This window comes from Pseudomonas neuropathica (assembly GCF_051174785.1).
GTDB lineage: Bacteria > Pseudomonadota > Gammaproteobacteria > Pseudomonadales > Pseudomonadaceae > Aquipseudomonas > Aquipseudomonas neuropathica_A.
Genome location: NZ_CP195111.1, coordinates 802,423 through 820,983, shown reverse-complemented (window position 1 = coordinate 820,983; position 18,561 = coordinate 802,423). Strand labels below are relative to the sequence as shown.

Genomic DNA, 18,561 nt, shown 5'->3' with positions numbered 1-18,561 from the left:
AAAGTGCAGTGTTCAAAACTTGAGTTCGGATCGATATCACAGGTCGGCGTAGCTCGAAAAAACAACTCGGTCAGTCCCCTCTCCCTCTGGGAGAGGGTTAGGGTGAGGGGCTTTTGCTCTACGTGGTCGATGCGGCGCTAGCGGATGTGTGCGTCGAAGCCTTCGCTATCCGGCGCGATATCGCTCTTCAAGGTCAAAGCAGGGATTTCGTAGTCGCCGGCATTCTGCTGCCGAAACCCAATCGGCCTTGCACTCCACAACTCATCCAGCCGCCGCCCCAACTCATCACAAGTCTCGGCATACCGCGCCGCATCCATCCGACTGGTCCGATACACCACAAACGGTGGCACTACTTCAAACCCCGGGTAGTACAAAATCCCGTGCTGAATCGGAAACAGCAAATCATCCATCGGCCCGTTAATCCCACGCGGTGCATAGTGCGACTCCCAGCCACCGGTGGTGACCATCAACATCGCCCGTTTGCCTTTCATTTTCCCTTCGCCATAACGCTCGCCCCAACGACTGTCGGAATGTTCGCCGACGCCGTAGGCAAAACCATAGGCGTACACCCGATCGACCCAGCCTTTGAGAATGGCGGGCATGGTGAACCACCAGAGTGGAAACTGCAGAATCAACGCATCCGCCCACAACAGTTTTTCCTGCTCGCGGGCGATGTCGGCAGCCTGGGTGCCTTCGGCGTACGCGACTTTCGAGTCGAGGGAGGCGTGAAACGGTTTCGTCGCATCGCGCTGCGGGGCATCGTCAGCGTCGAGGGTGGCTTTCCAGTTCATCGCGTAGAGGTCGGAGACCTGCACGGTGTGGCCGGCGGCTTGCAGGCGCTGCACGCTGAAGTCGCGCAGCGAGCCGTTGAGGGAAGTCGGTTCTGGATGGGCGTAAACCAGTAGCACTTTCATGTTGAAGCTCCGTTAGCTGAGTGACTGCAGGATCAGCGTTCAACCGGTATATTGGAAATGAATGTCTGATATGTCTGGTATAGCCATGAATAATTTGAGACGGCTGGATATCAACCTGCTGCTGACCCTCGACGTGTTGCTGTCGGAGCACAACGTCACCCGAGCGGCGCAGCGCCTGAACCTGTCGCAGCCTTCGGTGAGTGTGCATCTGGCCAAGTTGCGCGACATCTTTGCTGATCCGCTGCTGTTGCCCGGGCCACGCGGCATGCGCCCGACGGCACGCGCCGATGAACTGCGTGAGCCGTTGCGCGAGGCATTGGAAGCGTTGGAGAGGGCAGTGGCGCCCGCCAGTGCGTTCGACCCGGCGCAGGCGACGCACACCTGGAAGATCGCCGCGACCGATTACGGCGAGTCGACGGTGGTGTTGCCGGCCCTCAGCAGTTTGCGCGAACAAGCGCCGGGCACGCGTCTGGCGGTGATCGATCTGACGCCGGCGCATTTGGTCAAACAGGCCGAGCAGGGCGTGTTCGATCTGGCGCTGCACATCAGCGAAGACGCGCCGCCGGAGTTGCACCGACGGCCGCTGTTTACCGAGCGTTATGTGTTGGCCGGCCGTGTCGGGCATCCGGGATTGCAGTCTGCACCCACGCGCAAACAGTTCTGCGCGCTGGAGCACGTGATGGTGTCGCGCGAGGGCGGGGGCTTTTTCGGGGTGACTGACCGGGCTTTGGCCGATGTCGGATTGATGCGCAAAGTGGTGCTGTCGGTGCCGCACTTTCTGATGGCGATGTCGGTGTTGGCCAGCACCGATCTGGTGGCGATGCTGCCGTCACGCCTGGTGCGCGGCAACCCGGCCTTGCTAGTGGTCGATGCACCGCTGGAAGTGCCGGGCTACGAGATGGCGATGTTCTGGGGTGAACGTTCGCACCGCGATCCGGCGCACAAATGGTTGCGTGAGCATTTGTTGGCGTCGGTCTGAGGCGCTGTCAGGCGTGGCCGAGGGCAATCGCAAACGACACGACGATCATGCACGCAAACGCAAAATTGAGATTCATGAGGTGTTTATCCTGAGCCTTTTAGAAGTGCGGCCATTCTGAACAGGTTGAAAGCAAAGAAAAAATTCGCCTTGTTGATTCCAAAGATCGAAATAATTGATAGCCCGCCAGTTTGTGTTTGTTTAAAGGTTTCGCTAGTCTCGCATAAACCTGCAACTGCAAGCACAAACAGGCATAACCATGCACGACCATTCCGCAGCTGAACTGCCTTCTCTGCGCCGGCAGAAAATCCTTTTGCTCCTCGAACGTGACGGCAAGGTCATGGCCTCCGAGTTGAGCCAGCACTTCGCGGTCTCCGAAGACACCATCCGCCGCGACCTCGCCGAACTGGACAATGCCGGGCTGGTGCAACGCGTGCACGGCGGGGCGTTACCGCGACCAAAGGACTCCGGCAAGGACTACTTCACCCGGCTGGACGAGACGGATGAGGTGAAGATTCGTCTGGCGCAACGGGCGGCGCAGGAGATTGAAGACGGGCAGATTGTGTTGTTCGATTCCGGCTCGACCACCTTGCAGGTAGCGCGCTCATTGCATGCCGATATCAGCATCACGGCGGTGACCGCTTCGCCGATGACGGCGATTGCGCTCTCGGAATTCAAGGGTGTGAAAGTGATTCTCGCTGGCGGGCAATTGAACCCGCGAACGATGGCAGCGGGTGGGCATGAGGCGCTAAGGCTGCTCGCCGGGATCAGGGCGGATCTGGCGATTACCGGGGTCTGTGCGATTCACCCGGAAGTGGGCATCACTTCGCTGCATTTTGATGAAGTGCCGGTGAAGCAGGCGATGCTCGATGGCGCCGCGAGGGTGATTGCGGTGACCACGGCGGACAAGCTCGGGGCGGTGGAGCCGTTTGTGGTGGCGCCGTGTTCGCGCCTGCATACGCTGATTACCGAGCGGCATGTGGCGTCGGGGAGTGTCGAGGATTACCGGCGGTTGGGGATTGTGGTCGAGCAGTTGCCGGATTGAGGTTTTGCGGTGGTTTTGATGGCGCCTTCGCGAGCAAGCTCGCTCCCACATTCGAACGCGTTTCTGAGATAGAACTCGGTCAACTGTGGGAGCGAGCTTGCTCGCGAAGGGGTCGGTACATTCAACACATGTTTCAGCGCAGGCGCTCAAGCATCTGGTAGTACCACATCCCGGCGGCAAGCAGTGGATTGCCGAGCAAATCCCCCATCGGCACGCGTATGTGCTGGCACTGGGCAAACGTATCGAACTGCTCCATCTGTCCGGTGATCGCGCGGCTCATGATTTCGCCCATGATGTGCGTGGTCGCGATGCCGTGCCCCGAGTAGCCCTGGCAATACCAGACGTTGTCCGAGAGCTTGCCCAGTTGCGGGATGCGGTTGATCACGATGCCCATCGCGCAGCTCCACTGGTAGTCGATCTGCACGCCTTTGAGCGCCGGGAAGGTTTGCTCGATGCACGGGCGCAGTTCGGCGGCGATGTCCCGTGAATCCTTGCCGCTGTAGTTGGCACCGCCACCGAACAGCAGGCGGCCGTCGGCGGTGAGGCGGTAATAGTCGAGGACGAAACGGCAGTCGTAGACCGCAAGATCTTCGGGGTTGATCTGTTTTGCCAGATCACCCAGCGGCGCGGTGGTGACGATGCCGCCCATCGCCGGGAAAATCTTGCCCTTGAGTTGCCCTGGTTCGAGCTTGTGGTAGACGTCGCCGGCGAGCATCACCTGATTGGCGTCGATCTGCCCGTGAGCCGTGCGCACACCGGGCGCAGTGCCGTGAATGATCTCCAGCACTTCGCTGTTTTCAAAGATCAGCGCGCCAAGACTTTCCGCCGCCCGCGCTTCACCGATGCACAGGTTGAGCGGGTGCAGATGCATGTTGCGGGTATTCTTGATTGCGCCGTGGTAGAGGTCGCTTTGCAGCAGATCACGCACCTGGCTACGGTCGAGCAGACTGACTTCATCACCTAATCCGCGCCGTACGGCTTCTTCATAATCCTTGCGCAAGTCGGTCATGTGGCTGGGCTTGTACGCCGCGTGCAAATGGCCGTGCTTGAGGTCGCACTGAATGCCATATTTCTCGACGCGTTGCTGGATGATTTCATGCCCGCGCCAACGCAGGTGCCAGATGAAGTCATCGACCTCATCGCCGAGTTTCCCGCGCATCTGTTTGCGCATCGCGCCGTCGCCGGAAAGGCTGCCGGTGACTTGACCGCCATTGCGCCCGGTGGCGCCCCAGCCGATCTTGTGGCTTTCGACGATGGCGACTTTCAGGCCTTTTTCGGCGAGTTCGACAGCGGTAGCGACGCCAGTGAAGCCGCCGCCGATGATCACCACGTCGACCTTGTGCCGGCCTTGCAGGGTCGGGTAGTCGGTGTCGTGGTTAAGGGTGGCGGTGTAGTAGGAATTGCAGCGTTCGGTCATGTCAGTGTCCACACAAAATTCGGGAGTCGGAGCGCAATCCCCTGTGGGAGCGAGCTTGCTCGTGAAAGCGGTGTGTCAGTCACCCAAACCGTTGAATGTGACGATGCCTTCGCGAGCAAGCTCGCTCCCACAGGTTCGGTGTCGGATCGTTAGGCTTCGGTGAGATACCAACGCCAATCCTGCTCACCCACCTCGGCCATGAACTGCCGATACTCGGCACGCTTCACCGCCAGATACACCCCGAGAAATTCCTGCCCCAAGGCATCCCGCGCCCACACCGAATTCTCCAGCGCCTGCAGCGACGTCAACCAATCCGTCGGCAGCAACTCTTTCGCCTGCGCATAGCCATTGCCCTCGACCGGCGCTCCCGGATCAAGGTCCTCACGAATGCCGCGATGAATGCCAGCAAGGATCGCCGCCGCCGCCAGATACGGGTTGGCATCGGCGCCGCAGATGCGGTGTTCGATGTGCCGGGTGTTGGCCGGGCCACCGGGTACGCGCAGGCTGACAGTACGATTGTCGACGCCCCAGGTCGGCGCCAGTGGCGCGTAGCTGTTGGCCTGAAAGCGCCGGTACGAGTTGGCATTCGGGCAGAACAGCAGCAGCGAATCGAGCAATGACGCGAGCATGCCGCCAATCGCCGTGTGCAGCAGCGGGGTGCCGGCCGGGTCTTCCGAGGCGAACAGATTGTGTCCCGCGCCATCGGCAAGACTGACGTGCATGTGCATGCCGGTGCCGGCCAGATCATCGAACGGCTTGGCCATGAAGGTCGCCTGCATGCCGTGCTTATGGGCGATGGCTTTGACCAGACGTTTGTAGCGCACCGCCTGATCCATCGCCTCCAGCGCGTCGCCATGTTCGAGGGTGATTTCGACCTGGCCCGGCGCGTATTCGGAGATCGCCGTGCGCGCCGGAATACCGTGCAGTTTGCAGGCACTGTAGAGGTCGGCGAGGAATGGTTCGATCTGCTCCAGTTCACGCAAACCGTAAACCTGCGTATGTCGCGGTCGACCGCCATCGGCATCCAGCGCCGGTTGTGGACGGCCGTTGTGATCGCGTTTAGCGTCGAGCAGATAGAACTCCAGTTCACACGCCATCACCGGGTGATAACCCTCGGCTTTGAGGCCGTCGATGACCTTGATCAGCAGGTGGCGTGGGTCGGCGATGCTCGCCGGCATGCCCTCGGTCGGGTGCATGCTGACCTGCACGGCAGCGGTCGGAATCTGCCGCCATGGCAGGCGCACCAGACTGCCTTCCAGCGGATAGGCGCGGCAGTCGATATCGCCGACGTCCCAGACCAGACCGGAGTTCTCGACGTCTTCACCCTGCACGGTCAGACCGAGAATGGTGCTCGGCAGCGGGCGGCCGCTTTCGTATACGGCGAGCAGTTCCTCACGATGCAACAGCTTGCCGCGCGGCACGCCGTTGGCGTCGAGGATAAACAACTCGATCATGTCGATATCGGGGTTCTGTTCAAGGAACAGGCGTGCGTCTTCGATGGCTGCGAATTTCATAATCAATCACTCACGATGGCGCCGCACAGGCGCGCAGATTCGGGCCGGACACGACGCGGCAAAAAGGCGTGGGTGTCCTGGCAGGGATATCAAGAAGTAGGGGACTGTCGCGGTTTTTTAGCGGACGCGATCAGACAGACCGGGCGATATCCGGCGGGCGTGCGGAGTGACGCAGCTTGGAACGGCGCAGGGCCATGGGGAGATTGACGATACGATTCATACGCCGCCCCTGTGAGAAAGGGCGAGCAGGGTAGAGACGTTCAACGATTCTGCTTGTTGTAGTGACGTACTCATAACGCGTGTTTCCGTTGGCGGAAAACGTCGGTGGCGGGGATGCCCGCCGACCGGTGTGCCCGGATAGTAAGGGGGAATTCCCGGGCGTGTAAACGGGAGATTCGCCGGCCAGGGTTCAGCGCATCAGCTCAAAGCCCAGCCCGGCGAGGGCGCAAACGATCAACACACTGATCACACCGCGTTTGAAAACGAACAAGGCCAATGCCGCCGCAACGGCCAGCGCGACTGAAAAAACATCTGGCGTCCCGTTAAAGCCATTCGGCCAGAACACGTGATAAGCGAAGAAACACGCCAGATTCACAATCACCCCGACCACGGCGGCGGTGATTGCCGTCAGCGGTGCGGTGAACTTCAGTTCGTTGTGCGTCGACTCCACCAATGGCCCGCCAGCAAGGATGAACAGAAACGAGGGGAGGAAGGTGAACCAGGTCACCAGCGTCGCCGCCAGCGCGCCGGCGGCAAAGGCATGTTCTGGACCGAACGCCGGTTGCACGTACGCACCGACGAAGCCGACAAATGCCACCACCATGATCAGCGGGCCTGGCGTGGTTTCGCCGAGCGCGAGGCCGTCGATCATCTGTGTCGGCGTCAACCAGCCGTAATGCCCGACGGCGCCCTGATAGACGTAAGGCAGCACCGCGTAGGCGCCGCCAAACGTGAGCAGGGCGGCTTTGGTGAAGAACCAGGCCATTTGCGTGAACGTGCCGTCCCAGCCAAATAGCGCGGTCAACAACGCCATGGGCAAACACCAGAGCAGCACGCCGACCGACAACAGACCCAGCAGCTTCCGCAGGCTGAAACGGGCATGTTCGGGCGCTGGCGTATCGTCATCGATCAATGCCGGGCCGAAGGATTTCTCGCTGTTGCGCGCACCTGCGTTGCTGAACCGCTGAGGGGCGAATCGTCCGCTCAGATAGCCGATCAACGCGGCCCCGAGGACGATCAAGGGGAAGGGCACATTGAAGGCGAAAATCGCCACGAACGACGCCCCGGCAATCGCCCACAGCCACGCATTCTTCAATGCGCGTGAGCCGATGCGATGCGCGGCGTGCAGCACTATTGCCGTGATCGCCGGTTTGATCCCGTAAAACACTCCGGCGACCGCTGGCACGTCACCGAAGGCGACGTACAGCCAGGACAACGCGATCAGAATGAACAACGACGGCAGCACAAACAGCGTCCCGGCAATGACACCGCCCCAGGTGCGATGCAGCAGCCAGCCGATGTACGTCGCCAATTGCTGCGCCTCCGGGCCGGGCAGCAGCATGCAGTAGTTGAGTGCGTGCAGAAAACGCTTTTCGGAGATCCAGCGCCGACGTTCGACCAACTCCTGATGCATGATCGCGATCTGCCCGGCCGGCCCGCCGAAACCGATGCAGCCGAGTTTCAGCCAGAAGCGCCAGGCCTGGCGCAGGGTGACGGGGTCGGGGCGGGGCAGGTTGTTCGGCGCTGTGCTCAAGCGAGACTCCGGGTTGAATCCTGGCGGAGTGGCTATCTAATCAGACTTTGCACCCTCACCCCAGCCCTCTCCCAGAGGGAGAGGGGGCCGACCGAGGTGTCTTGCGTTATCCATCGACCTGAAAAATCGAGTCGATTATGGATTGGTCATCAGCCAAATGCTCGAGGAAGAGGGGCCGGCCAGCTACGCAGGAAGAGATAGCGGACCGGGGTTATGTGCGTTTCACATCGAGCTGAAAGGGTTTGATCAATTATGGATTCACCGCAACTCCTTAACGTCGGCGTACTTCTGCAATATCCCCCAATCAGTCCCCTCTCCCTCGGGGCGGTCCGACGTTTCGGGAGGGCTAGGGTGAGGGGCTTTTGCTTTTCAGGCGTGCGCCAAACTCCAGCGCAACGCCGCATCCCGATCGCTCTTACGGCCCTCGACCCAGCGAGAACCCTCAGGCGTAGTCTCCCGCTTCCAGAACGGCGCGCGAGTCTTGAGCACGTCCATGATGAACGCGCAGGCTTCAAACGCCATGTGCCGATGCTTGCTGCTAACCCCGACAAACACAATCGGCTCACTCACCGACAACGCACCGACCCGATGCACAATCTCCACGCCCAACAGCGGCCAACGCTCGCGGGCTTCTTCGGCAATTTGTTCAAGGGCTTTTTCGGTCATGCCCGGATAGTGTTCAAGAAACAGCTCATTCACGCTCTGGCCAATATTCAGATCACGCACATAACCAATAAAATTCACCACCGCACCCACCCGCGGATTGCGCGCGTGCAGATCGGCGGTCAACTGGCCGACATCAAAGCTTTTGTACTGGACTCGAATCGTCATCATCAACCCCCGGTGACCGGTGGGAAAAACGCGATCTCATCGAAATCCTCAATCACCTGACTCGGCTGACACAGCTCCTGATTCACCGCGCACATCAGGTTGCCAGCACCCAGCACTTCGCGCCAAAGATCACCACGCTGCATCAGCATTTGCCGCACATCTTCGACGCTGCTCAATGCATCAGTCAGCGGGATTTTTTCTCCGCCCAGATTGAGCCGGTCACGGTAGCTGGCGAAGTAGTTGATCAGGATCATTGCGCGTCCTCCCATTGAAAGTGGCCCGAACGGCCGCCCTGTTTGCTGAGCAGGCGGATATCGCCAATCACCATGGCCCGGTCCACCGCTTTGCACATGTCGTAAATGGTCAGCGCGGCGACGCTGGCGGCGGTCAACGCTTCGAGTTCGACGCCGGTCTGGCCGGTGAGGCGGCAGGTGCTGGTGATCTGCACCCGGTCCGGTTCGCAGGCCTTGAGTTCGACGTGAATCGAGCTGAGCAGCAACGCGTGGCACAGCGGAATCAGTTCGTGAGTGCGCTTGGCGGCCTGGATGCCGGCAATCCGCGCCACAGCGAAGACATCGCCTTTCGGGTGACCGTTGGCCTGAATCATCTGCAAGGTTTCCGGGCGCATCTGCACCCAGGCTTGCGCCGTGGCTTCGCGGCGGGTCGCAGCTTTGTCGCTCACGTCGACCATGTTGGCGCGGCCCTGATCGTCGAGGTGGGTGAGGGTGTCGTTCATACAGAAAACTCCTGGATCGGGCTGTAAATTCGCGGGGCGTTGCGGTGCGGCACGTGGATCAGATTGAGTCGGTGCTTGAGCGCCCAACGCACGGTCAACGCGGTCGGCGCGGACAGGCTGACGAGGGTGCCGAGGCGGGCGCGCACGGCTTTGTGGATCAGTTCGAGGCTGCAACGGCTGGTGACCACGACGAAGCCTGCAGCGGCGTCGATGGCATCGAGTTGCATCGCGCCGATCAGCTTGTCGAGGGCGTTGTGGCGGCCGATGTCTTCGCGGCACAGCAGCGCTTCACCGTCGACGTCGAAGTACAGTGCGGCGTGCAGAGCACCGCTGCTGCGCGCCAGTTGTTGAGCGGCTTCGATACGTTGGCGAATGCCGTCGAAATGCTCGGCCGGCGGCAGTGCTGAAGGTTGCAGGATCTGCAGTTGCGGCAGCGCCTGCTCCAGCGCTTCGACGCCACAGATGCCGCAGCCACTGGTGCCGGTCATTTGCCGACGATGATCTTTCAAGGCCCAGAACGCCCGGCTGGAAATCTGCACTTCGGCCTGACAGGCCTGATCGAAATGCGTGAGGCGGATGTCGTAGATCTCGTCGACACTGTCGATGATCGCGTTGCTCAGGCTGAAGCCACGGATGAAGTCTTCAAGGTTGCCGGGCGAGACCATCATCACCGCTTGGTTCAGGCCGTTGTAGGTGATGGCGAGGGCGATTTCCGAGGCCAGCGCTGCGTGGGAAATGGCGGCGTCGGGCAGGTATTCGCGAAACGCCACCTGCGCCGGTTGCGGTGCTGGGGCGTTGGGTTCGGTGGTCGATTCTGTGAGGGTTTCGGCGTGGCAGAGCATCTTGAAAGTCCCGAAGCGCTGAAGAGTGTTCAGGCTACGGGGGCGTTAAAAATGCGTCCAATCGCTTGTTCCGATGTGGTGATTGCTTTGGTCGATCAACGCCGTCACATCCGAAATTTTTGCTGTCTGGTCGGGCCTCTTCGCGAGCAGGCTCGCTCCCACAGGGGAATGCATTTCAACTGTGGGAGTGAGCCTGCTCGCGATGAGGGCCTGATGTTCGACATGGATTATTCGGCAGACACTTCAACCCCAAACAACTTCCGCGCCTCGGCAAAACACTTCTCGGCAATCGCCGAGCGCGGCTCGGTCTTGCGCATCACCAGGCCCAGCGGTGCGAGCACGCTGGCATCAGGCAGTTGCATGAACGACAGGTGCTCGATCGGCTCTTCCAGGCCACTGTCCAGCGGCATGATCGCGCAGCAGAAGCCTTGGTGAATCGCCTGCAACAGCTGATAGGTCGAGTCGCTTTCCATGATCGGCTGCGGGCTGAGGCCACGGCTGCGGAAGCTCAAGTCGATGGATTTGCGGTAATGCATGCCGGCGGTGATCATCCCCAGCGGCAATTCGGCGGCGTCTTCCCAGCTCATTTCGGAGCCTTCGAACTGGAAGTGGCGGTTGTCGTAGAGCAGGCCGACACGGGTTTCGCCGATCTCGAAAAACTCGAAATAGTTCGGGTTGACGTGGTCCAGATAGCACACACCCAAGTCCAGTTGGTTATTGCCCAGCCCGGCAATGATCTCGTCAGAACTGAGCGACGACAGGCTGAACTTCAACTCCGGATACGTCGCCGACAGGCCCTGAATGTAATTGACCGGGTTGAAGCTACTGAGCGGCACCAGACCCAAACGCAGACTACCGACCAGTTGCCCGCGACACGCCGCCGCTTCGGCGAACAAACCGTCATGCGCGGCCAGCAAGGTGCGCGCCCAGGCCAGCACGCGCTCGCCGGCCTGAGTGAAACCTTCAAAGCGCTGGCCACGGTTGACCAGCACCAGATCCAGCTCGTCTTCGAGGTTGCGCAGGCGCATCGACAGCGTCGGTTGAGTGATGTGGCAGCGTGCGGCGGCCTGGCCGAAGTGGCGGGTTTCGTCCAGCGCGATCAGGAACTTGAGTTGTTTGATGTCCACGATGGCACCTGCTCGATGGGGATTTTTTGATTGAGTATTGACGCGGATGCGCGAGACGCACGAAAAGCGCAGGGTGCGACGATCTCATTTGAACGGTTGCTCGTCCAATCGGAAGTATTTAAGGCACTATCGATCAGCTCTATCAGGCCCGTTTTTTTTGGCCTTGAGCAACCTGAAAGGCACCGATAGAGCTGGTCGATAATGTGGTTGGCCAGAGTGATTAGACAGTACTGATAAGTGGCACTTAGGCTGCTCGGCAATGTTGATTGACTGCTGCCGGAGAACTGCCATGAGTGCCAAAGCCGATGCCCTGTTTGTCCCCCTGAATATCGCCGTGCTGACGGTCAGCGATACGCGCGATTACGCCAGCGATACGTCGGGCCAGTTGCTGGTCAGTCGTTTGCTCGAGGCCGGTCACACCCTGAGTGAGCGCAACTTGCTCAAGGATGATCTGTACAAGATCCGCGCTCAGGTAGCGAACTGGATCGCCGACGAAGGCATTCAGGTGGTGCTGATCACTGGCGGCACGGGTTTCACCGGTCGCGACAGCACGCCGGAAGCGGTGGCTTGCTTGTTTGATAAGCAGATTGACGGCTTCGGCGAGTTGTTCCGGGCGATTTCGATTTTGGATATCGGCACGTCCACCGTGCAAAGCCGCGCGCTGGCCGGGCTGTCGAACGGCACGCTGGTGTGTTGCCTGCCGGGTTCGACCGGCGCCTGTCGCACAGCGTGGGAAGGCATTCTTGCCGAGCAACTCGACAACCGTCATCGCCCGTGCAACTTCGTCCCGCACCTGAAAGCGGTGCAAGCCTGCGGGCCACGCGGATGAGCAAGGCACCATTGATGCCGGTCGAGGACGCCCTCGACCAATTGCTCGGCATGGCCCATGAGCAACGTCTGGCCGACAGCGAACTGCTGGCGCTCGACGATGCCCGTGGGCGGATGCTGGCCAGTGATCTGGTGGCGACACTCGACCTGCCGCCGTGGCCGAACAGCGCCATGGACGGTTACGCGCTCAATCTCACCGATCTGCACCGACAGCCGCTGAAGGTCTCGCAGAAGGTTTACGCCGGGCTGGCGCCGGATACATTGCTGCCCGGCACCTGTGCACGGATTTTTACCGGCGCGCCACTGCCGCCCGGCGCTACCTGCGTCGAAATGCAGGAGAACGTCGAAGTGCTGGAGGACGGCCGCGTGCGCTTCTTGCAGCCGCTGAAGGCGGGGCAGAACATCCGCGCGCAAGGTCAGGAAAATCGCCTTGGCGATATCCTGCTGCGGGCCGGCAAACGCCTTGGGCCGTTCGAACTGGCGGTCGCCGCCGGGCAAGGGCTGGCGCAATTGCACGTGGTGCGCCGCCCGCGTGTAGCGCTGTTGTCGACCGGTGATGAACTGGTCGAACCGGGTCAGCCGTTGCGCCCCGGTAGCATCTACAACAGCAACCGCGTGTTGCTCGGCCACTGGTTGCGGGAGCTGGGCTGCGAAGTGATCGACGCCGGCATCCTCCCGGATCGCCCGGCCCAGACGCGGCTCAAACTTGAGCAACTGCAAGTAAGCGCTGATCTGATTCTGACCACCGGCGGGGTGTCTGCCGGCGATGCCGATTGCCTCGGGCAGGTGCTGCGCGACAGCGGCAAACCGCTGTTGTGGAAACTGGCGATCAAGCCTGGCAAACCGCTGACGGTCGGGCATTTCGGCACCGTGCCGGTGATCGGTTTGCCGGGCAATCCGACCTCGGCGCTGGTGACGTTCGGGTTGCTGGCGCGGCCGTATCTGCTGCGTATTCAGGGTGTGGAAGATGTCATGCCGCTGAGCTTCACAGTCAACGCAGGCTTCGATTGGCACAAGGCTGGCAGCCGTCGTGAATACCTGCGGGTGAAGCTGGAAGCGGGGCGAGCGGTGCTCTATCCGAATCAAAGCTCCGGCGTCCTGCTCGGCGCAACTTGGGCCGATGGGTTGGTGGAAATCCCCGAGAACAGTACGCACAACCTCGGCGATCCGCTGCGCTTTATCCCGTTCAACGAACTCTTCTAAACCGACAACACAAATCAAAACTGTGGGAGCGAGCCTGCTCGCGAAGGCGGAGTGTCAGTCAACATCGATGTTGGCTGACAGAGCCTCTTCGCGAGCAGGCTCGCTCCCACAATGGCTTTATGGCGCTCATCAATATCCGGGTGTGAATGCAAAACCTGTGGGAGCGAGCTTGCTCGCGAAAGCGGAGTGTCAGTCAACATCGATGTTGGCTGACAGAGCCTCTTCGCGAGCAGGCTCGCTCCCACAATGGCTTTATGGCGCTCATCAATATCCGGGTGTGAATGCAAAACCTGTGGGAGCGAGCCTGCTCGCGAAGGCGGAGTGTCAGCAACATCGATGTTGGCTGACAGAGCCCCTTCGCGAGCAGGCTCGCTCCCACAATGGCTTTATGGCGCTCATCAATATCCGGGTGTGAATGCAAAACCTGTGGGAGCGAGCCTGCTCGCGAAAGCGGAGTGTCAGTCAACATTGATGTTGGCTGGTAGGGCCTCTTCGCGAGCAAGCTCGCTCCCACAGTGGTTTTGTGGTGGTCATCAATATCGGCGGTGTACGCGAACCCTGTGGGAGCGAGCCTGCTCGCGAAGGCGGAGTGTCAGTCAACATCGATGTTGGCTGACAGAGCCTCTTCGCGAGCAGGCTCGCTCCCACAGGGTTTTTGGGGCGTCTGGAGAGCTAAGGATCAGCTCAGCACATAGTCCACTGGCTTCAGCGCCAGCGGTACTTCTGCGCCGAGTTCGCTGAGGATGTCGCGTTCTATGGTGCGCACCAGCGCATCGGTGGGCAGGTCGTTTTCGTCGCGTCCAAACGGGTCTTCCAGTTCATCGGCAATCGCATCGAGGCCAAAAAACGTGTAGCTGACAATCGCCGTGAACAGCGGCGTCAGCCAGCCCAACGGCTCGGCCATGGCGAACGGCAGCAGGATGCAGAACAGATAAATCGTTCGGTGCAGCAACAGCGTGTAAGGAAACGGCAGTGGCGTGGTCTTGATCCGTTCGCACACGGCTTGCGCCTGGGTCAGGCTGGTCAAATGGTTGGCCAGCAACATGTAGCGCCACTCAGTCAGCTCACCGTTCTGATGCAAATCGGAACACTGCTGGCCAACCGTTTGCAGAATGCGCCCACTGTAATCCGGCGTCTGCGGATCAGGTTTCGGCATGATCCATTGGCTGCTCGCATCGGCCTCGCTTTCCTTGCGCAACCGTGCGTTCAACGCATGGGCGAAACCACACAGGTTAAGCAGCAACGGCTTGCGCTCAGCCGATTCACGAATCACATGGGTTTCGCGAATCACCGAGCGAATATGCACGATCACTTCGCCCCAGGCTTTACGCGCCTCATACCAGCGGTCATAGCAAGCGTTGTTGCGAAAATTCATGAAGATCGACAGCGACAAACCGAGCAAGGTAAACGGCGTGGCATTGACCTTGGTGAAGTTGCTCGGATGGAGGATTTCCACCAGCACGATAGCCGAAGCGAGCAGGGTGACCATCAACGTGCGCATGGCGATGCGCTTGGCGATCGAACCCTTGAGGGTGAAGAGAATGGCGAACTGGTTGACCTTGGGTCTGATGATCATGCTGTGCGGTTCCGATAACCCTTGGAAGGGGCGGTCTAGCCGCCCGTCATGTTCATGAAGCGCACGACCTGAACATCGTCGTTCACTTCGAAATTATGTCGATAGGGCTTGAGTTTCATCGCCTCGATAATGGCTTTCTCCAGCCGCTGCGGTTGCCCCGGATGCGCACGCAGCAGCGCTTTCAGATCCACTGAATGCTCGTTACCCAGACACAGTAGCAGGCGTCCCTCGACGGTGAGGCGTACGCGGTTGCAGGTGCCGCAAAAATTGTGGCTATGCGGTGAGATAAAGCCCAGGCGAATCTCCGGCGCCTCGGCCAGCCGCCAGTAGCGTGACGGGCCTTGCGTCGACTCGGCAGAGTCAATCAGGGTATAGCGTTCGGCAATCTTTTCGCGCACCTGCGCGCTGGAGAAAAACGACTCGGCACGGCTGTGTTCGCTGATGATCCCCAGCGGCATCTCTTCGATGAAGGAGACGTCGAGCTGACGGTCGATTGCGAAGCTGACCAGATCATTGATTTCCTGATCGTTGCGGCCCTGCATCACCACCACATTGAGTTTAGTGCGGGTGAAACCGGCCTTGCGCGCGGCATCAATGCCGTTGATCACCTGCGCCAGATCACCGGTGCGAGTCATCTGCTTGAAGCGCTGCGGGTCGAGGCTGTCGAGGCTGATGTTCAGGCGCTTGACCCCGGCGTCGAACAGCGGCGCGGCGAGTTTGCCCAGTTGCGAGCCGTTGGTGGTCATGCACAGTTCGCGCAGACCGGGCAGGGCGGCGATCTGCTCACACAACTTGACCACGCCCGGACGGATCAGCGGCTCGCCACCCGTGAGGCGAATCTTGCGCGTGCCGAGCGCTACAAAGCTCTGCGCCAGTTGATAGATCTCCTCCAGCGTCAGCACCTGCTGGCGCGGCAGAAACTGCATGTCTTCGGCCATGCAATAGACGCAGCGGAAGTCGCAGCGGTCGGTCACCGACATGCGCAGATAGTCGACGCGGCGGTTGTAACCATCGATCAAGACACGCTCTGACATGACAGCCTCGCAGGAATGAAAACCACTGTGGAAGGGGTTTGGTCAGCGCAGGTTATGGGCAACTTTCAGTGCCGTCCAATCACTGTTTATGAACAGCTGATTGATCCCGTCGATGATGAAATATTTTTCGCCGAAAGTTGCTTCCTTAGTTTCGCAAGGCCTCGTAAATAAAGGGTTTTAATCCGTGATAGATGCTTTCGATAAGACGGTCATTAATAGCGATTAGACAATGTTTTGTAACGGTTCATATCCTTGCCCCGGCAAATCCAACGACCACTTTGCAACCTTGAAAGTCGGCCGTCGCTGTTTAACCGAATCAGGTTCATGCCTGTGTGCATCGTCATGGAGAGTCCCATGTCACAAGTCGACCGTTACAAACCCTACAAAGGCGCCGCTGCCGGTTGGGGCGCTGTCATCAGCCTGACCAAGAGCTGGCTGGGCAGTGAAAACGCCCTGAAAAACATTCGCGCCATGCTCAAGACCAACCAGAACGGTGGCTTCGACTGCCCGGGTTGTGCCTGGGGCGAAGCGCCGGGCGCGAGCATGTTGAAGTTCTGCGAGAACGGCGCGAAAGCGGTGAACTGGGAAGCGACCGGGCGTCTGGTCGACCCGGCGTTCTTCAACAAGTACACGGTGTCGAGCCTGGCCGAACAGAGCGACTACTGGCTGGAATATCAAGGTCGCCTGACCCATCCGATGCGCTACGACGCGCGGATCGACCGCTACGTGGAAATCAGCTGGGCAGAAGCTTTTGCGCTGATCGCCGATCACCTGAAAAATCTCAAGTCGCCGCACGAGGCCGAGTTCTACACCTCGGGCCGCGCCAGCAATGAAGCGGCGTTTCTCTATCAGTTGTTCGTCCGTGCGTTTGGCACCAACAACTTCCCTGACTGCTCGAACATGTGCCACGAAGCCAGTGCGGTGAGCATGATCGAGACCTTGGGCGTCGGCAAAGGCACCGTGGTCTACGAAGACTTGCACCATGCCGACGCGATTTTCGTCATTGGCCAGAACCCCGGCACCAACCACCCGCGCATGCTCGAGCCGTTGCGTGAAGCGGTGAAACGTGGCGCCCAAGTGGTGTGTATCAATCCGCTGAAAGAGCGTGGCCTGGAGCGTTTCCAGAACCCGCAGAACCCGCTCGAAATGCTCAGCAACGGCTGGGAAGCGACCAACACCGCGTACTTCCGCCCGGCGCTTGGCGGCGACATGGCGATGATTCGCGGCATGGTCAAATTCCTGTTGCAGTGGGAACGCGAAGCACAGGCGACTGGCGGCGAACCAGTGTTCGATCACGCGTTCATCGCCGAGCACACTACGGGTCTGGACAGCTATCTGGCTGAAGTCGAGGCAACCAGCTGGGAGCATATTCTTGAGCAGTCCGGCGTGCCGCTGCATGACATCGAACTGGCCGCGCGCATGTATGGCCGCGCCAAGAGCGTGATCATGTGCTGGGCCATGGGCCTGACCCAGCACGTGCATTCGGTGGCGACCTTGCAGGAAGTCATCAACCTGCAACTGCTGCGCGGCAACGTCGGCCGGCCGGGCGCCGGGCTTTCCCCGGTTCGCGGCCACAGTAATGTGCAGGGCGACCGCACCATGGGCATCAACGAACTGGCGCCGAAAGACTTGATGGACGCGCTGGAAAAGCGTTTCAACTTCGACGTGCCGCGCATGCACGGGCACAACACGGTGATGGCGATCGGCGCCATGGAACGTGGCGAAGCCAAGGTGTTCATCGGTTTGGGCGGCAACTTCGCCCAAGCCACGCCGGACACCCCGCGCACCCACGCGGCGATGCGCAAACTCGACCTGACCGTGCACATCGCGACCAAGCTCAACCGCAGCCATTTGGTCACCGGTCGCGACGCGCTGATTCTGCCGTGCCTCGGGCGTACCGACATCGACATCCAGGCCGAAGGTCCGCAAGGCGTGACCGTGGAAGACACTTTCAGCATGGTGCATTTGTCGTTCGGCCAGTTGAAGCCGAAGTCGGCGCAGTTGAAGTCCGAGCCGGCGATCATTGCCGGGATCGCCGCCGCGACGCTGGGCAAGCATCCGATCGATTGGGAATGGGTGGTGGGCGACTACGGGCGCATCCGCAACCTGATTGCCGACGTGATTCCGGGCTTCGAGAACTTCAATGAAAAACTGCTGACTCCGGGTGGCTTCCACCTCGGCAACGACGCCTCGGACCGGGTCTGGAACACCGAAAGCGGCAAGGCCCAGTTCACCCCGTGCGTACTGCCGGAACACTTGATCAGCGAAGGCGTGCGCAACTTGCCGGTCAAGCCGCATCTGATTCTGCAAACCATGCGTTCCCACGATCAGTACAACACCACGCTGTACGGCCTCGATGACCGTTATCGCGGGGTTTACGGCATGCGCGATGTGATCTTCGCCAACGAGCAGGACATCCAGCGCCTGGGTTTCGAACCGGGGCAGAAGGTCGATCTGGTGGCGCTGTGGGATGACGAGCGTGAGCGTCGGGTCAGCGGTTTTACCCTGATTGCCTACGACATTCCCGCAGGGCAAGCAGCGGCTTACTACCCGGAGACCAATCCGCTGGTGCCTCTGGAAAGCTACGGCGACCGGACCTACACGCCGACCTCCAAGTTCGTGGCGATCCGCCTCGAAGCCGCTAAGGTCAGCAACCTGATCCCGTCGTCGGTGGCGTAACCCGCCACTCATAAAAATCATAGCAATTTGACTGGCTGCAGGCGTTCGCGTCTGGCGGTGGCCCGGGTTCGTGCTGCCGCTTTTCA

Annotated in this window: 16 protein-coding genes; 5 read left to right on the top strand and 11 right to left on the bottom strand. The window is 60.3% G+C overall.

Annotated features, from left to right (window positions below):
* Window positions 1-137: 137 nt before the first annotated feature.
* Window positions 138-914 carry an NAD(P)H-dependent oxidoreductase gene (locus ACRRSD_RS03720; protein WP_435037166.1) on the bottom strand — a complete coding sequence of 259 codons (777 nt, stop codon included), beginning with the start codon at window positions 912-914 and terminating at the stop codon, window positions 138-140.
* Window positions 915-999: 85 nt separating this feature from the next.
* On the opposite strand from ACRRSD_RS03720, the gene ACRRSD_RS03715 reads away from it, so the two are divergent.
* Both ACRRSD_RS03715 and ACRRSD_RS03710 read left to right on the top strand, forming a co-directional pair.
* Window positions 1,000-1,893 (top strand): LysR family transcriptional regulator, encoded by an 894-nt coding sequence (locus ACRRSD_RS03715; RefSeq protein ID WP_435037165.1) that lies wholly within the window; start codon window positions 1,000-1,002, stop codon window positions 1,891-1,893.
* 256 nt (window positions 1,894-2,149) lie between these two features.
* Window positions 2,150-2,935 (top strand): DeoR/GlpR family DNA-binding transcription regulator, encoded by a 786-nt coding sequence (locus ACRRSD_RS03710; RefSeq protein WP_435037164.1) that lies wholly within the window; start codon window positions 2,150-2,152, stop codon window positions 2,933-2,935.
* A 133-nt stretch (window positions 2,936-3,068) separates the two neighbouring features.
* Here the strand turns inward: ACRRSD_RS03710 and ACRRSD_RS03705 are convergent, their stop codons facing one another.
* The 8 genes from ACRRSD_RS03705 to ACRRSD_RS03670 all read right to left on the bottom strand — a co-directional run bounded on the left by ACRRSD_RS03705 (window position 3,069) and on the right by ACRRSD_RS03670 (window position 11,155).
* Complete coding sequence (locus ACRRSD_RS03705; RefSeq protein WP_435037163.1) at window positions 3,069-4,352, bottom strand: NAD(P)/FAD-dependent oxidoreductase; 1,284 nt, start codon at window positions 4,350-4,352, stop codon at window positions 3,069-3,071.
* A gap of 149 nt (window positions 4,353-4,501) precedes the next feature.
* A complete protein-coding gene (locus tag ACRRSD_RS03700) occupies window positions 4,502-5,866 on the bottom strand; it encodes a glutamine synthetase family protein (RefSeq protein WP_435037162.1) in 1,365 nt (454 codons plus the stop codon).
* Window positions 5,867-6,275: 409 nt separating this feature from the next.
* The gene (gene chrA / locus ACRRSD_RS03695) at window positions 6,276-7,619 is read right to left on the bottom strand and encodes a chromate efflux transporter (RefSeq protein ID WP_435037161.1); all 1,344 of its coding nucleotides are present in this window, start codon (window positions 7,617-7,619) and stop codon (window positions 6,276-6,278) included.
* Between the two features lie 369 nt (window positions 7,620-7,988).
* Window positions 7,989-8,450 carry a molybdopterin synthase catalytic subunit MoaE gene (gene moaE / locus ACRRSD_RS03690; protein WP_435037160.1) on the bottom strand — a complete coding sequence of 154 codons (462 nt, stop codon included), beginning with the start codon at window positions 8,448-8,450 and terminating at the stop codon, window positions 7,989-7,991.
* A 2-nt stretch (window positions 8,451-8,452) separates the two neighbouring features.
* Complete coding sequence (locus ACRRSD_RS03685) at window positions 8,453-8,704, bottom strand: MoaD/ThiS family protein (protein ID WP_435037159.1); 252 nt, start codon at window positions 8,702-8,704, stop codon at window positions 8,453-8,455.
* Complete coding sequence (moaC, locus tag ACRRSD_RS03680; RefSeq protein ID WP_435037158.1) at window positions 8,701-9,186, bottom strand: cyclic pyranopterin monophosphate synthase MoaC; 486 nt, start codon at window positions 9,184-9,186, stop codon at window positions 8,701-8,703. Before moaC ends, ACRRSD_RS03685 begins: the two co-directional genes overlap by 4 nt.
* A complete protein-coding gene (gene fdhD / locus ACRRSD_RS03675) occupies window positions 9,183-10,028 on the bottom strand; it encodes a formate dehydrogenase accessory sulfurtransferase FdhD (RefSeq protein ID WP_435037157.1) in 846 nt (281 codons plus the stop codon). Before fdhD ends, moaC begins: the two co-directional genes overlap by 4 nt.
* 227 nt (window positions 10,029-10,255) lie before the next feature.
* A complete protein-coding gene (locus ACRRSD_RS03670) occupies window positions 10,256-11,155 on the bottom strand; it encodes a LysR family transcriptional regulator (protein ID WP_435037156.1) in 900 nt (299 codons plus the stop codon).
* Between the two features lie 289 nt (window positions 11,156-11,444).
* Here ACRRSD_RS03670 and moaB point away from each other — a divergent pair, with 289 nt between their 5' ends.
* Together moaB and ACRRSD_RS03660 are read left to right on the top strand one after the other, a co-directional pair.
* A complete protein-coding gene (gene moaB / locus ACRRSD_RS03665) occupies window positions 11,445-11,984 on the top strand; it encodes a molybdenum cofactor biosynthesis protein B (RefSeq protein WP_038365659.1) in 540 nt (179 codons plus the stop codon).
* Window positions 11,981-13,186 carry a molybdopterin molybdotransferase MoeA gene (locus ACRRSD_RS03660; protein ID WP_435037155.1) on the top strand — a complete coding sequence of 402 codons (1,206 nt, stop codon included), beginning with the start codon at window positions 11,981-11,983 and terminating at the stop codon, window positions 13,184-13,186. The genes moaB and ACRRSD_RS03660 overlap by 4 nt, the downstream gene beginning before the upstream one ends.
* 679 nt (window positions 13,187-13,865) lie before the next feature.
* Here ACRRSD_RS03660 and ACRRSD_RS03655 read toward each other — a convergent pair.
* Together ACRRSD_RS03655 and moaA are read right to left on the bottom strand one after the other, a co-directional pair.
* Entirely contained in the window at window positions 13,866-14,762 is an 897-nt protein-coding gene (locus ACRRSD_RS03655) for a bestrophin family protein (protein ID WP_435037154.1), read from the bottom strand.
* Window positions 14,763-14,797: 35 nt separating this feature from the next.
* Entirely contained in the window at window positions 14,798-15,796 is a 999-nt protein-coding gene (moaA, locus tag ACRRSD_RS03650; RefSeq protein ID WP_435037153.1) for a GTP 3',8-cyclase MoaA, read from the bottom strand.
* A gap of 354 nt (window positions 15,797-16,150) precedes the next feature.
* Between moaA and ACRRSD_RS03645 the strand changes: the two genes are divergently transcribed.
* Window positions 16,151-18,475 (top strand): FdhF/YdeP family oxidoreductase, encoded by a 2,325-nt coding sequence (locus ACRRSD_RS03645; RefSeq protein ID WP_435037152.1) that lies wholly within the window; start codon window positions 16,151-16,153, stop codon window positions 18,473-18,475.
* Window positions 18,476-18,561 lie beyond the last annotated feature (86 nt).